The sequence below is a fragment of the Staphylococcus coagulans genome, from assembly GCF_022557135.1.
GTDB lineage: Bacteria > Bacillota > Bacilli > Staphylococcales > Staphylococcaceae > Staphylococcus > Staphylococcus coagulans.
On record NZ_CP092966.1, the window covers coordinates 1,206,123 to 1,220,070 of the forward strand.

At 35.5% G+C, this 13,948-nt stretch carries 17 protein-coding genes and 2 other annotated features (1 of these 19 running past the window's edge); of the genes, 16 read left to right on the forward strand and 1 reads right to left on the reverse strand.

Features of this window, described 5'->3' with window-relative positions; all coding sequences use genetic code 11:
• Positions 1-7 (forward strand) — a binding site (T-box leader) (it extends 208 nt beyond the left edge of the window).
• A 38-nt stretch (positions 8-45) separates the two neighbouring features.
• The 4 genes from KM149_RS05670 (at position 46) to radC (ending at position 5,550) form a co-directional block, all read left to right on the forward strand.
• Entirely contained in the window at positions 46-2,676 is a 2,631-nt protein-coding gene (locus KM149_RS05670) for a valine--tRNA ligase (protein WP_241415566.1), read from the forward strand.
• An 11-nt stretch (positions 2,677-2,687) separates the two neighbouring features.
• Complete coding sequence (locus KM149_RS05675; RefSeq protein ID WP_165545558.1) at positions 2,688-3,956, forward strand: bifunctional folylpolyglutamate synthase/dihydrofolate synthase; 1,269 nt, start codon at positions 2,688-2,690, stop codon at positions 3,954-3,956.
• Positions 3,957-4,153: 197 nt separating this feature from the next.
• Positions 4,154-4,873: a prepilin peptidase gene (locus KM149_RS05680; RefSeq protein ID WP_182280290.1), complete on the forward strand. Its 720-nt coding sequence runs from the start codon at positions 4,154-4,156 to the stop codon at positions 4,871-4,873.
• Entirely contained in the window at positions 4,870-5,550 is a 681-nt protein-coding gene (gene radC / locus KM149_RS05685) for a RadC family protein (protein WP_050330726.1), read from the forward strand. Before KM149_RS05680 ends, radC begins: the two co-directional genes overlap by 4 nt.
• Positions 5,551-5,590: 40 nt before the next feature.
• Here the strand turns inward: radC and KM149_RS05690 are convergent, their stop codons facing one another.
• Positions 5,591-5,752, reverse strand: a complete 162-nt coding sequence (locus tag KM149_RS05690; RefSeq protein ID WP_241415567.1) for a hypothetical protein — start codon at positions 5,750-5,752, stop codon at positions 5,591-5,593.
• Between the two features lie 172 nt (positions 5,753-5,924).
• Between KM149_RS05690 and KM149_RS05695 the strand changes: the two genes are divergently transcribed.
• The 12 genes from KM149_RS05695 (at position 5,925) to queA (ending at position 13,936) form a co-directional block, all read left to right on the forward strand.
• Complete coding sequence (locus tag KM149_RS05695) at positions 5,925-6,401, forward strand: DUF4930 family protein (protein WP_050330727.1); 477 nt, start codon at positions 5,925-5,927, stop codon at positions 6,399-6,401.
• A gap of 83 nt (positions 6,402-6,484) precedes the next feature.
• Complete coding sequence (locus tag KM149_RS11955; protein WP_268768020.1) at positions 6,485-6,616, forward strand: hypothetical protein; 132 nt, start codon at positions 6,485-6,487, stop codon at positions 6,614-6,616.
• A gap of 334 nt (positions 6,617-6,950) precedes the next feature.
• Positions 6,951-7,787: a rod shape-determining protein MreC gene (mreC, locus tag KM149_RS05700; RefSeq protein WP_050330728.1), complete on the forward strand. Its 837-nt coding sequence runs from the start codon at positions 6,951-6,953 to the stop codon at positions 7,785-7,787.
• On the forward strand, positions 7,787-8,302 hold the full coding sequence (gene mreD, locus KM149_RS05705) for a rod shape-determining protein MreD (RefSeq protein WP_050330729.1): 516 nt from the start codon (positions 7,787-7,789) through the stop codon (positions 8,300-8,302). The genes mreC and mreD overlap by 1 nt, the downstream gene beginning before the upstream one ends.
• Positions 8,303-8,337: 35 nt before the next feature.
• Positions 8,338-8,411 (forward strand) — a sequence feature (ribosomal protein L21 leader region).
• Between the two features lie 11 nt (positions 8,412-8,422).
• Positions 8,423-8,731 carry a 50S ribosomal protein L21 gene (gene rplU, locus KM149_RS05710; RefSeq protein ID WP_016425278.1) on the forward strand — a complete coding sequence of 103 codons (309 nt, stop codon included), beginning with the start codon at positions 8,423-8,425 and terminating at the stop codon, positions 8,729-8,731.
• Between the two features lie 2 nt (positions 8,732-8,733).
• Positions 8,734-9,054 (forward strand): ribosomal-processing cysteine protease Prp, encoded by a 321-nt coding sequence (locus KM149_RS05715; protein WP_050330730.1) that lies wholly within the window; start codon positions 8,734-8,736, stop codon positions 9,052-9,054.
• A 10-nt stretch (positions 9,055-9,064) separates the two neighbouring features.
• The gene (rpmA, locus tag KM149_RS05720; RefSeq protein WP_014613716.1) at positions 9,065-9,349 is read left to right on the forward strand and encodes a 50S ribosomal protein L27; all 285 of its coding nucleotides are present in this window, start codon (positions 9,065-9,067) and stop codon (positions 9,347-9,349) included.
• 152 nt (positions 9,350-9,501) lie between these two features.
• Positions 9,502-10,791: a GTPase ObgE gene (gene obgE, locus KM149_RS05725; RefSeq protein ID WP_214970009.1), complete on the forward strand. Its 1,290-nt coding sequence runs from the start codon at positions 9,502-9,504 to the stop codon at positions 10,789-10,791.
• Positions 10,792-10,816: 25 nt separating this feature from the next.
• The gene (locus KM149_RS05730) at positions 10,817-11,260 is read left to right on the forward strand and encodes an ACT domain-containing protein (RefSeq protein WP_165545638.1); all 444 of its coding nucleotides are present in this window, start codon (positions 10,817-10,819) and stop codon (positions 11,258-11,260) included.
• Between the two features lie 12 nt (positions 11,261-11,272).
• Entirely contained in the window at positions 11,273-11,878 is a 606-nt protein-coding gene (ruvA, locus tag KM149_RS05735; protein ID WP_050330733.1) for a Holliday junction branch migration protein RuvA, read from the forward strand.
• 16 nt (positions 11,879-11,894) lie between these two features.
• Positions 11,895-12,893: a Holliday junction branch migration DNA helicase RuvB gene (ruvB, locus tag KM149_RS05740; RefSeq protein ID WP_016425273.1), complete on the forward strand. Its 999-nt coding sequence runs from the start codon at positions 11,895-11,897 to the stop codon at positions 12,891-12,893.
• A gap of 17 nt (positions 12,894-12,910) precedes the next feature.
• Positions 12,911-13,936, forward strand: a complete 1,026-nt coding sequence (gene queA, locus KM149_RS05745; protein WP_050345539.1) for a tRNA preQ1(34) S-adenosylmethionine ribosyltransferase-isomerase QueA — start codon at positions 12,911-12,913, stop codon at positions 13,934-13,936.
• Positions 13,937-13,948 lie beyond the last annotated feature (12 nt).

Consider the following 13,948-nt stretch of genomic DNA (forward strand, 5'->3'; position numbering starts at 1 on the left):
CCTATGATTAGGACAGGATGTTTTTTTATTTGAAGGAGGATTCTTATGGAAATGAAACCAAAATATGACCCGCAAGAAGTTGAGGCGGGTCGATATCAAAAATGGGTAGAACAAGAGTTATTTAAACCTAATCAAAATTCAGAACAACCCACATATACAATTGTTATTCCACCGCCGAATGTAACTGGAAAATTACATTTAGGACATGCTTGGGATACGACATTGCAAGATATTTTAACACGTATGAAACGAATGCAAGGTTATGAAACCCTTTATTTACCTGGTATGGATCATGCTGGAATTGCGACACAAGCAAAAGTTGAAGCAAAAATGCGAGAAGAAGGCATTTCGAGACATGATATTGGCAGAGAAAAGTTTTTAGAAAAAGCGTGGGATTGGAAAGAAGAATATGCCGATTTTATACGTCAACAATGGGCTAAACTCGGACTTGGCTTAGATTATTCGAGAGAGAGATTCACACTCGACTCTGGTTTAAGTCAAGCGGTACGTAAAGTATTTGTTGATATGTATAAGAAAGGATTAATTTACCGTGGTGAACGTATCATTAACTGGGACCCTGTAGCGAAAACAGCACTATCTGACATTGAAGTCATTCACGAAGATGTTAATGGTAAATTCTATCATTTTAAATATCCGTTTGCGGATGGTGAAGGGTATATTGAAATTGCAACGACACGTCCAGAAACGATGCTAGGCGATACTGCAATCGTTGTACATCCCGATGATGCGCGTTACAAAGAAGTTATCGGTAAAAATGTTATTTTACCAATTGTTGGCCGTGAGATTCCTGTTTTAGCTGATGAATATGTTGACCAAGAATTTGGAAGCGGGGCAATGAAGGTGACACCTGCACATGATCCAAATGACTTTGAAATTGGGAATCGTCATGACTTAGAACGTATTGTCGTAATGGATGAATCTGGATGTATGAATCAAGAAGCAGGGAAATACGCTGGTCTAGATCGCTTTGAATGTCGTAAACAACTCGTTAAAGATTTGTTGGATCAAGGACTTGTAATTAAAATCGATGATCACGTACATTCAGTTGGACATTCTGAACGTTCGGGTGCTGTTGTTGAACCTTATTTATCGACACAATGGTTCGTTAAAATGGCACCATTAGCAGAACAAGCTTTGAATAATCAAAAAACAGATGGACGAATCGAATTCGTTCCTGCACGTTTTGAAAAAACTTTTAACCGTTGGATGGAAGAAATAAGAGATTGGACTATTTCTCGTCAACTTTGGTGGGGACATCAAATACCTGCTTGGTATCACAATGAAACAGGTGAGATTTATGTTGGTGAAAATGCGCCTGAAGACATTGAAAATTGGACACAAGATGAGGATGTATTAGATACTTGGTTTTCTAGTGCGTTATGGCCTTTTTCTACACTTGGGTGGCCTGACGAAACAGCTGAAGATTATCAAAGATTTTATCCAACACAAGTACTAGTAACAGGATATGATATTATTTTCTTCTGGGTAGCACGTATGATCTTCCAAGGTTTAGAGTTTACAGGTGAAAAGCCATTTAGTGATGTATTATTACATGGACTAGTACGCGCAGAAGATGGGCGTAAAATGAGTAAATCTTTAGGTAATGGTGTTGACCCAATGGATGTCATTGATCAATATGGTGCAGACAGTCTTCGTTATTTCTTAGCCACAGGATCTTCACCGGGGCATGATTTACGCTATTCAACTGAAAAAGTAGAGTCAGTTTGGAACTTTATTAACAAGATATGGAATGCTGCTCGATTTAGTTTAATGAATATTGGTGAAACATTCCGTTTTGAAGATATCGATTTATCTCAAAATCTATCAGTAGCAGATCAGTGGATTTTGACTCGTTTAAATGAAACAATCGAAACAGTGACTCAATTAAGTGATAAATACGAGTTTGGCGAAGTTGGCCGTGTATTGTATAATTTTATTTGGGATGAGTTTTGTGACTGGTATATTGAAATGAGTAAAATACCAATGAATGGTGACGACGAAGTACAGAAAAACGTAACACGCTCAGTGTTAAGTTATACTTTAGATCGCATGATGCGCCTGTTACATCCATTCATGCCATTCGTAACAGAACATATTTGGCAAAACTTGCCACATGAAGGTGAGTCTATAGTGACAAGTGCGTGGCCAACAGTTAATGATGCGTTTAATTTCGAAGAGAGTAAAGACGTTATGGAACAATTAGTTGAAATTATTAAATCTGTACGTCAGTCTCGTTTAGAAGTAAACACACCATTATCAAAAGAAATTCCGATTAAAATTAAAGCGAAAAATGAAAAAATTCAACAGTTATTGTTAGCAAACCAACACTATTTACAACGCTTCTGTAATCCGAGTGAACTCGAGATTGCCACTCAAATCGAAATTCCTGATAAAGCAATGACATCTATCGTTGCAGCAGGTGAAGTCATTTTACCAATTGAAGGTTTAATTGATATGGATAAAGAATTAGAGCGTTTAGAAAAAGACCTAGAAAAATGGCAAAAAGAATTAGATCGTGTCAATAAAAAACTAGCAAATGAAAACTTTGTTAATAAAGCGCCGGAAAAAATTATTAATGAAGAGAAAGAGAAACAAGTCAAATACCAAGAAAAATATGATGGTGTTAAAGCAAGAATTGAACAATTAAAAGCGTAGGAGTCTTAGTTATGAATTATCTAGACAGTTTATATTGGATACATGAAAGAACTAAATTCGGTATTAAGCCTGGCGTAAAACGTATGGAATGGATGCTCGAAAGACTGGGAAACCCTCAACACCGTATTAACGCTATTCATATTGGTGGGACTAATGGTAAAGGCTCTACTGTAGCATACATGCGTGAAGCATTAATGAAAAACGATTACCAAGTGGGTACATTTACGTCGCCTTATATAGAGACTTTCAATGAACGAATTAGTTTAAATGGTATACCCATTACGAACGATGAAATTGTAGCATTAGTTGAACGTGTTAAACCTGTAAGTGAAGCAATGGACAAAGAAACTGAATTGGGTGTAGCAACTGAATTCGAAATTATTACAACGATGATGTATTTATATTTCGGAGCAGTACATCCTGTCGACTTTGTTATTGTGGAAGCAGGCTTAGGTGTTAAAAATGATTCTACAAATGTTATCCAACCGCTGATTAGCATCTTAACGAGTATTGGTTTAGACCATACCGATATTCTTGGACAAACGTATCTTGACATTGCTAAAGACAAATCTGCAATCATAAAAGCCAACACCCCAATTGTTTACGCGATCAAAAACGAAGAGGCTTTAAAACTTTTTCGCGATACAGCAGAGAGACTGAACGCAAAAGCATTAGAATTTGATCGTGATATTTTAATTAAGTCTGAAGGGGATGAATTTACTTATCGCTATAAAGACTATGAATTAGAAAATCTAGCGCTTCATATGCTTGGAGAGCATCAAAAAGAAAATGCCTCACTCGTCATAACAGCTTTGATAGAATTATATGAGCAAAATGTCATCAATTTGGATTTCAACAAAATGATTGATGGCATTGAGCAAGCTTATTGGACAGGTCGTATTGAGCAAGTTTCAGAAGAGCCACTCATCATTATTGATGGTGCACACAATAAAGAAAGTGTGGATGCATTGGTCGACACAATCGAAAAATATTATGATTTAGAAAAAGTAGATGTATTATTTGCTGCCATTGAAGGCAAACCCATCCATCATATGCTTGATGCTTTTCAAAATATTGCTAAGCATATTTATGTCACAGGGTTTGATTTTCCAAAAGCTTTACCGAAACAAACATTATATGATGAAGTTGAGTTCGGAAACAAATCGATCGTGGATGACTTTGTCGCATTTATTCGCGAATATAAAGGTGAGGCATTACTTATTACGGGTAGCCTTTATTTCATTAGTGAAATTAAATCTAAAATTGCATTTAACGCATAAAAATAAGCCATTTCATAGCAGGTTAATGTGTATTGCCTGTTTATGAAATGGTTTTTTCAATTTGCTTAGTTTAGGTACGCTATATTTCATTTTTGCAAATTTGACCCTTGAAATAACGACACGCTATAATGATGACACTCAAATGTTGACGCCTAGAGTTGACACGTTTCGTAAATTCTTAGATACGAGGTGCTTAATTGCAGTATTTTACGCTATTTCTTGTTGGCTGTATTTCTATGAGTTTTTTACTTCAATTTGCCGAACATCCTAACCTGAAAATAAAGCATTTAATTAAAAGGTCACGATGTATCCATTGCTTTCATCAACTTAAAATGACGGATCTCATACCGATAGTTAGCTTCGTACTTTTCAGTGGACGTTGCCGCTATTGTAGCCAGCCAATTCCTAGATCGCTTTTAATTGGAGAATTACTGGGAGGGATATTGCTCGTCTATCCTACAATCTTTCCCATTTATGTATCAACTGAAATATTTTATGCAGTTGGACTGATGCTTTTAACAATTGGAGTGATTGATTTACATAGTATGATTGTCCAACATCGCTTTTTAGTTTTACTTTTTGTTCTTCTGCTTTATTTATCGCATCACCTCTATGTTGATTTACAACATGTTATTTTATTTTTATCACTCTTTTTTATAGGCCTCATTCAAAACCATTTAATCGGTTTTGGTGATATAAAATTATGCCTTGTGATGATTTTCTTTTTCCCAATGCCTTTTTTATATTTATTTTTAGAGTTGATTTTTCCAGTCGGATGTTTCTTTTACCTGCTCACACTTTTATTAAAATCAAAAATGACACATTGTATACCATTAGTTCCTTCTATATTTGTATCATTTATATTGATCACCTCGTTTTATCCTCACTTAATTAATTTTTACGGAGGTATTCTATGACAAGAATACGTGATTTATCAATTGATGAAAAACCTAAAGAACGTTTAATACAATTTGGTAGTCAAGCATTATCCAACACTGAACTACTAGCAATTTTAATAAATACAGGGAGCAGAGGGCAATCTAGTATAGATATTGCTTCTAATATATTGTCTCAATGCCAGTCACTGTCACAAATCAAGAATTTATCTTTAGCAGAATTGGAATCATTTGAAGGGATTGGGAGAAATAAAGCTGTCACACTTTTATCTGTATTTGAAATATGCCAGCGGTTAGCACAAGAAAAAACACGTACACTATCAGAACCAATACGTACACCACAACAAATAGCGGAACGTTTTTATCCCAAGTTTAATGGATGTCATCAAGAGCATTTTGTTCTTATTATATTAAACACAAAGCATCAAATTATTCACGAGCAAACTTTGTTTATCGGTACATTGAATAGTGCAGTCATTCATCCAAGAGAAATTTTTAAAACAGCTTTAAAATGGTCGGCGCATGCCATTATTGTACTACATAATCATCCTTCTGGAGATGTTACGCCATCTAAAGCAGATATTGAAACGACTAAAAGACTGATTGGATGTGGAGAAGCGATGGGGATTGATGTGCTTGATCACATTATTGTAGGGGATAGCAACTATGTATCTATTTTAAGCGAGATTGACTTATAAAGACAAAAGGCTCATGCAACATTGCATGAGCCTTTTGTTACTAAAGTTGAAAATTTCCAATAAGCCACGTACCAAATTTATAACATAAATATAAGGCTAATACAACTAATCCTACTTTTATTATAAATCTTATTATTGTAATACTGACTCTGAATAGCAAAACGATCAATAATATAATTAAAAATAATGTGAGAATACTCATCAATGTCACTCCCTATATCTCTATAATAATCGTTTTGTATGAAAATAGCATCATTCTAAAGTTATATTTATTTCATGCTTAAGATGGATGCTAAAATCAAATAAAGCCATTATAATGATAATACAATGAATGAAGTAAGATGAATATAATGAAAATATAGTGGAGGGCATGCATGCGGATTTTTAAAAGCTTATTCAAACTACTCATGGTTGTCTTTTTATTTTTAGCCCTCGTTTTTACTGCATTAAAGTATTTTCCTCAGATTAAAAATGAACCGTGGAATCCAATGAAAGATAAAGAAGTTTATCAAACGGTTGATAATGAAGGATATGAAATCCCAGTGAATGGTCGAAAATATGTTCAACAAGAAAATGACATGTTTAGAAATGTTCCCAAGAGTCAGATGAGAAATGTTTTTAATTGGGTAGATAAATACGAATTTATGCAAGTCAATGATATGTCTCGTCTTGGTTATGATCAAGAATATTTAATAGCTGAAAGAGATTCCCAATTTATTTTGTACCGTTTCGGTGAGAAGAATATGCGAATTTACACAACGGAGCACGATTTGTATGACGATTTAAATCAGCTTGGGCATCCGATATCTTTGCAACCCTTAGAAGCTTATCAGCAAGATGAAGCTGATTAAAAGTTCTCGATGGTAGCAAGTTTGAAAACAGAGTCTATTTACGTTAGGCTGTGATTGTGAAATCTCATAGAGGAGTGGTAAAAATGAAAACTAATCATGCAAAACAACAAAACGAGCAGCGAAAAGCACAAAGATTATTTTCTGAATGGCGTAAAAATGAAATCCTCTACAAAGAAGATCAAGAGGATCAACATTCAAAAGGGCAACGTCAGTAAGAATAACTACAGATCAATCTTCAGTTAACTGCATGAGATTTTAACTATCATTTTGTAACTCAGTGATAAGTTATCACATTCTAATTGAGAGATACGCCGAAAGGGTAAGCTTAATGCCTTACATTTTCGGCGTTTTTTGTTTTAAACGTACAAATACACGTGACCTTTGCTTGAAATAGACCAATTTTAATTTGAAAATCATAGTATCATTCAAGTTATCATATTCGAAAATCATAATGATGTTATTACAACACACCCTTGTACTTTATTTACTAACAAGAGTAATATAAAATAGGAGCAGTAATATATTTACATATAATATGAGGTGTTGAGGTTGTCCAATTTTTTTAAAAACAACAAACTCGTTGTGTTGTTTTGTGCACTAATACTTTTTATCGCTTTAGTTGGATTATCTATCAGATCAAATACCCAATCGGTTCCTGAACAATATGCAAGTGATACCATTTCTTTCGGGCAACGTATTTTCTCTTATCCAGTCCAATTTGTAGCGGGATCTATTACAGACATATTCCATAAAAGTGAAGCGCCTACAAATAAAGAGAAACAATTACAAGCTGATAATGAACGACTTAAATCAGAAAATAAAAAACTCAAAAAAGAACTCGATATGAGTGATATTTCAGAGTATGAGCCTATTTCAGCAGGTGTGATTGCACGCCAACCGGATCAATGGTTAAATACTGTTGTTATTGATAAAGGAAAAAAATCTGGTATTAAAGAAAATATGGCTGTTATGACAGCCAATGGTTTAGTCGGTCGTGTTGCGAAAGTGAATCAATTTTCGTCACAAATCAATTTAATTACAACAAAGGGGCGTACTAACCGTTTGTCAGTAAATATCCAGCATGGTTCAGATGAGGTGTTTGGCTTAATTGATCGCTATGATGATAAAACAAATCAACTTATTGTTAGTGATATAGATAATAATGAAGATATTAAAGAGGGCGATAAAGTTGTAACGAGTGGTTTAGGGGATCAATTGCCTAAAGGACTTTACGTAGGTGAAGTCGAAAAGGTTCAAAACGATCAATATGGTTTATCAAAGCAAGTTTCTATTAAGACGGGCGCAAACATGAATCATTTTTCTCATGTTTATATAGCTAAAAGAGATCCTAAAACAGTGATTAACGATAAGGGTGACAATTCATAATGAAATCGATTTATTATGTACTTATAGGCTTATTGATGTTTTATCTAGATACGTTGCTTACCTTTTTATCACCGATTACAATAGGTCACTTTTCATTTATATTAGTGCCACATTTGAGCTTTTTATTTTTAATGATTATTGCGATTTATAAAAATACAAGTACCGCATTAATTTTAGGTGTCTTATTAGGTATTATGCAAGATTTATATTTCGGTCAAGTTTATGGTGTTTATTTATTCGGTTACATTGTGTCCATACTCATTGCCGATAAATTCTTAAAAGTTTTTTTCAGAGATCATACAATGCTTTATGGCATGATTCTACTCGGCGTGATATTCTTAGAAATTTTTGTCATGGTCATCTATAGTCTATTAGGATTAATTGATTTAAATATGTTTGGATTTTTAGTTTTCCGTATCTTACCTACATTGATACTGAACAGTCTTTTATTAATCTTTATGTATTTCATTTTTAATCGCTTCATAAATCAATTAAGTACTATTGACACGAAGTAATACGAATGGTATGATTCAGTAGTTGAGTAGTTCATAGCTACATACAACCGCTCAAATATAGGTTTTAAGTACAAAATGTCACCTATATATGGCGTGACTTATAATTAGGAGGTGCAAAGTATGTTTGCTATTATTGAAACAGGTGGAAAACAAGTAAAAGTTGAAGAAGGTCAAGAAATTTACGTTGAAAAATTAAACGTAAACGAAGGTGACACTTTCACTTTTGATAAAGTTTTATTCGTCGGTGGAGACAACGTTAAAGTTGGCGCTCCTACAGTTGAAGGCGCAACTGTCACTGCAACTGTAAACAAACAAGGTCGCGGTAAAAAAATCACTGTATTTACTTACCGTCGTCGTAAAGATTCAAAACGCAAAAAAGGCCATCGTCAACCATATACTAAGTTAACAATCGATAAGATTAACGCTTAATTATGATTAATGTTGACATTAAATTGAATGACGAAGGTCAGATAACAGATGTCATAATGGACGGTCATGCGGACTTTGCTGAGCATGGTCAAGACATTGTTTGCGCTGGTGCTTCAGCAGTAGTTTTCGGTAGCGTTAATGCTATTATCGGACTTACTGCAGAAAGACCAGATATTGATTACAGTGATGACGGTGGATATTTTCATGTGAGATCTGTTGATACATCAAATGAGCAGGCACAGTTGATACTCCAGTCAATGTTAGTTTCTTTACAAACAATTGAAGAAGAATATAATGAGTATATTAAATTAAATCTGAAGTGAGGTGTAACTCATGCTTAAATTAAACTTACAATTTTTCGCATCTAAAAAAGGGGTAAGTTCTACTAAAAACGGACGTGACTCAGAATCTAAACGTTTAGGTGCTAAACGTGCAGACGGTCAATTCGTTACTGGTGGTTCTATCTTATTCCGTCAACGTGGAACTAAGATTTACCCAGGTGAAAACGTAGGTCGTGGTGGCGATGATACATTATTCGCTAAAATCGATGGCGTTGTTAAATTCGAACGTAAAGGTCGAGACAAAAAACAAGTTTCTGTATATGCAGTTGCTGAATAATTTGTCAAATTTTGACACCAGAAGGTAACTTCTGGTGTTTATTTTTTATATTGATTAAACTAAAGATAATGATAGCTTCAAAATGAGAGTCAAACGTAAAGTAAGAGACTTACGTTTAAAATAAAACAAAAAATCGAAAAAGAGGTGAAAATATGTTTGTAGATCAAGTTAAAATATCATTAAAAGCGGGTGATGGCGGGAATGGTATTACGGCATATCGCCGGGAAAAGTATGTTCCTTTTGGAGGGCCAGCCGGTGGTGATGGCGGGCGTGGTGCGTCAGTTGTTTTCCAAGTAGATGAAGGATTGCGCACGCTCATGGACTTTAGATATCAACGACACTTTAAGGCTAAAAAAGGCGAAAATGGTCAAAGTAGTAATATGCATGGTAAAAATGCAGAGGATCTTGTTTTAAAAGTGCCGCCTGGAACGATTGTCAAAGATGTTGAAACAGAACAAACATTAGCTGATTTAGTGGAACATGGGCAAAGTGCAGTTATCGCAAAAGGAGGCCGTGGAGGTCGTGGTAACTCACGCTTTGCGACGCCTAAAAACCCGGCACCAGATTTTAGTGAGAATGGTGAACCTGGCGAAGAAATAGAAGTGACGTTGGAACTTAAGCTTCTTGCTGATGTGGGTCTTGTCGGGTTTCCAAGTGTTGGGAAATCAACACTGCTTTCAATCGTTTCAAAAGCGAAACCGAAAATTGGCGCTTATCACTTTACAACCATTCAACCTAATTTAGGTGTTGTTGTTACGCCTGACCAACGTAGTTTTGTTATGGCTGATTTACCAGGTTTGATTGAAGGAGCATCTGAAGGTGTCGGTTTAGGACATCAATTTTTAAGGCATGTTGAAAGAACAAAGGTAATTGTGCATGTGATTGATATGAGCGGTTTAGAAGGCCGTGATCCTTATGAGGATTATACGATTATCAATCAAGAGCTTAAAGCTTATGCCCAGCGATTAGAAGAACGTCCACAAATCATTGTTGCCAATAAAATGGATATACCAGAAGCGTATGACCAGTTGGAACAATTTAAAAAGAAACTTAATCAACCGGTTAAAATCATTCCAATTTCATCATATACACGTGAAAATATTGATCAATTACTTTATGAAATAGCGAATACACTTGATAAGGTCAAAGATGTTGATTTTTCTGCGACAGAAGAGGATATCGGTGTCAATCGTGTTGTTTATAAACACACACCTTCACAAGATCAATTTAAAATTACGAGAGATGATGATGGTGCTTATGTCGTAAGTGGTAATGCGATAGAACGTATGTTTAAAATGACCGACTTTAATAGTGACCCAGCAGTGCGACGTTTCGCTAGACAAATGCGTTCAATGGGTATCGATGACGCTTTACGTGAGCGTGGTGCAGAGAATGGTGATATTGTACGTATTCTTGGAGGAGAGTTTGAATTTGTCGAATAATGAACAGGAGGCGCCTAATGCGCGTATGAAACATCAATTTTATGTTATTCGTGAGGATGTTTTACCTTACGTCGTGAAGCGTGTACTACAAGTAAAATCCTCATTAAAAAATGACCCATCACTGACAATCCAAGAAGCAGTTGATATGCATGATTGTTCACGCAGTGCATTCTACAAATATAGAGACACTATCTTTCCATTAGATGAAGTTCGTAAACGTACAGAAGCTTATACCATTATTTTATTTGTTATTGATAAGGTTGGAATTCTGGCAAGTATCCTTGAAAAATTGTCAGAGCTTCAACTTTCTGTGCTCACAATTCATCAAAGCGTCCCTATTAATAATAAAGCATCCATTACACTGACATTAGATGGGAGTAAAGCGAAAATTAATCCCTATGAATTAATTAACACATTAAGACAAATGGAAAATATTTATAATGTAGATATTATCGGAATGAATTTATAAGGAGTAGTTACGATGTATGCATATATCTTTGGGAATTTAACGGCACTTTATCCAACTCACATCATCATTGAGACAACATCGGGTGTGGGATATGAAATTCAGACCCCAAACTCATATCGTTTTCAAAAGCATCTTAATCAATCTATTAAAGTTTATACGTCGTTAATTGTACGAGAAGACGCTCAATTGTTATACGGCTTTATTGATGAAGAAGAAAAAGATATGTTTTTAAGTTTAATAAAGGTGACTGGAATTGGTCCTAAATCTGCATTAGCTATTTTAGCAGCGAGCACGCCTAATGAAGTTAAACGCGCAATTGAAAATGAAAATGATGCGTATTTAACAAAATTTCCGGGAATCGGTAAAAAGACAGCACGCCAAATTGTACTAGATTTAAAAGGTAAAGTGGTCATTACCGAAACGAACGATGAAGACTTACTTTCGAATGCAACGGGTACTATCGAAACATCTCACTATGCAAAAGAAGCGCTATTGGCGTTAGAAGCATTAGGCTATTCTAAGCGTGAGTTGAAAAAAGTTGAAAAGGCGATGCAAAGTGAAACTTTTGAAAGTGTTGATATAGCAGTTAAATTTGGATTAAAACAATTAGTTTCATAAAAAAGGAGTGAGTCAAATGGAACAAGATCGAATGATGGATGGCCATGAGCAATCTGATGAGCAAGCTTTTGAATTGTCATTACGGCCAGATCGGCTAAGACAATACATAGGTCAAAGTACAATCAAATCAAATCTTGAAGTTTTTATTCAAGCGGCTAAAATTCGTGAAGAACCACTTGATCATGTCCTTCTCTTTGGCCCTCCTGGTTTGGGTAAAACGACACTTTCACATATTATCGCGAATGAAATGGGCGTTAATTTACGTACAGTTTCTGGGCCGTCCATAGAGAGACCCGGCGATTTAGCTGCTATTCTAACTGGTTTACAACCTGGTGATGTTTTATTTATTGACGAAATACATCGTCTAAGTAGCGTTGTGGAAGAAGTATTATATCCGGCTATGGAAGATTTTTTTATTGATATTATCGTTGGAAAAGGCGAGGAAGCGCGTAGTATACGTATCGATTTACCTCCGTTTACATTAGTCGGTGCAACAACACGTGCAGGGAGCTTGACGAGTCCTTTACGTGACCGATTTGGCGTCCATTTGCGCTTAGAATATTATTCTGAACAAGAACTGGCACAAATTATTATTCGGACTGTTGATGTATTAGGCACAGCTATTGATGAAGAAAGTGCTATAGAAATTGCAAAAAGAAGTCGTGGGACACCTCGTATCGCTAATCGTTTATTAAAACGAATACGGGATTTCCAACAAGTAAATGAAGATGACATGATCTACATTGAGACGACAAAACGTGCATTGCACCTATTACAGGTAGATGAAGAAGGTCTAGATTATATTGATCATAAAATGATGGCTTGTATTATTGAGCAATATCATGGTGGACCAGTAGGATTAGATACGATTGCTGTTTCAATCGGAGAAGAGCGTATTACGATTGAAGACGTATATGAACCTTTTCTCATTCAAAGAGGCTTTTTAGAGCGTACACCAAGAGGGCGTAAAGCGACACCCCAAGCCTATGAACATTTTAAATATACGAGTCATTAAATAGAGGAGTTACTACTTTGAATATTGAAGAATTTGATTATGAATTGCCAGAGTCGCTCATCGCACAAACACCTTTAAAACAGCGCGATCAAAGTCGTCTGTTATATTTGAATCGACGAACTGGCGAGACTGAAGACTTACATTTTAAAGATATTACACGTTTTTTTGAACAAGGTGATACTCTTGTATTAAATGATACAAAAGTGATGCCGGCGCGTTTATTTGGTGTTAAAGAAGAAACACGAGCAAAAGTTGAAATGTTAATGTTGACTCAAATTGAAGGTGACGACTGGGAAGTGTTACTTAAACCAGCGAAACGGATAAAAGTAGGGCAAACTTTGAGCTTTGGAGATGGAAAGATCATTGCTACTTGTATGAAAGAACTCGATCAAGGTGGCCGGATTATGCGCTTGCATTATGACGGTATTTTACAAGAGCGGCTTGATGAATTAGGCGAAATGCCACTTCCTCCATATATTAAAGAACGATTAGACGAAAAAGATCGTTATCAAACCGTTTATGCAAAAGCATCTGGTTCAGCTGCAGCGCCGACTGCAGGTTTACATTTTACAGATCAGTTGTTACAACAAATTCGTGAAAATGGGGTTAATATTGCATTTATCACACTTCACGTAGGATTAGGTACATTTAGACCTGTGAGTGTCGAAAATATCGATGACCATGAAATGCATAGTGAATATTATCAAATGTCTCAAGAAACAGCAGATTTACTGAATAAGACTAAAGCTAAGGGACATCGCATCATATCTGTAGGTACAACCTCTACAAGAACACTAGAAACTATCCGTCAAAATCATACGCAATTTGTTGCTTCTAGTGGATGGACGGATATATTTATTTATCCGGGTTTTGAATTTAAAGCGATAGATGGCTTGATTACGAATTTTCATTTACCAAAATCCACTTTAGTGATGTTGGTATCTGCTTTTAGTTCGCGACAATTTGTGCTTTCGGCATATCGTCATGCAGTCGCTGAAAAATATCGATTTTTCAGTTTTGGCGATGCGATGATTATTATTTAGTTTGAGAGGAGA

Coding starts and splice junctions, on each gene's coding strand:
- KM149_RS05670 (WP_241415566.1), top strand. CDS start 46: ATGGAAATGAAACCAAAATATGACCCGCAAGAAGTTGAGGCGGGTCGA.
- KM149_RS05675 (WP_165545558.1), top strand. CDS start 2,688: ATGAATTATCTAGACAGTTTATATTGGATACATGAAAGAACTAAATTC.
- radC (WP_050330726.1), top strand. CDS start 4,870: ATGACAAGAATACGTGATTTATCAATTGATGAAAAACCTAAAGAACGT.
- KM149_RS05690 (WP_241415567.1), bottom strand. CDS start 5,752: ATGAGTATTCTCACATTATTTTTAATTATATTATTGATCGTTTTGCTA.
- KM149_RS05695 (WP_050330727.1), top strand. CDS start 5,925: ATGCGGATTTTTAAAAGCTTATTCAAACTACTCATGGTTGTCTTTTTA.
- KM149_RS11955 (WP_268768020.1), top strand. CDS start 6,485: ATGAAAACTAATCATGCAAAACAACAAAACGAGCAGCGAAAAGCACAA.
- mreD (WP_050330729.1), top strand. CDS start 7,787: ATGAAATCGATTTATTATGTACTTATAGGCTTATTGATGTTTTATCTA.
- rplU (WP_016425278.1), top strand. CDS start 8,423: ATGTTTGCTATTATTGAAACAGGTGGAAAACAAGTAAAAGTTGAAGAA.
- KM149_RS05715 (WP_050330730.1), top strand. CDS start 8,734: ATGATTAATGTTGACATTAAATTGAATGACGAAGGTCAGATAACAGAT.
- rpmA (WP_014613716.1), top strand. CDS start 9,065: ATGCTTAAATTAAACTTACAATTTTTCGCATCTAAAAAAGGGGTAAGT.
- obgE (WP_214970009.1), top strand. CDS start 9,502: ATGTTTGTAGATCAAGTTAAAATATCATTAAAAGCGGGTGATGGCGGG.
- KM149_RS05730 (WP_165545638.1), top strand. CDS start 10,817: ATGAAACATCAATTTTATGTTATTCGTGAGGATGTTTTACCTTACGTC.
- ruvA (WP_050330733.1), top strand. CDS start 11,273: ATGTATGCATATATCTTTGGGAATTTAACGGCACTTTATCCAACTCAC.
- ruvB (WP_016425273.1), top strand. CDS start 11,895: ATGGAACAAGATCGAATGATGGATGGCCATGAGCAATCTGATGAGCAA.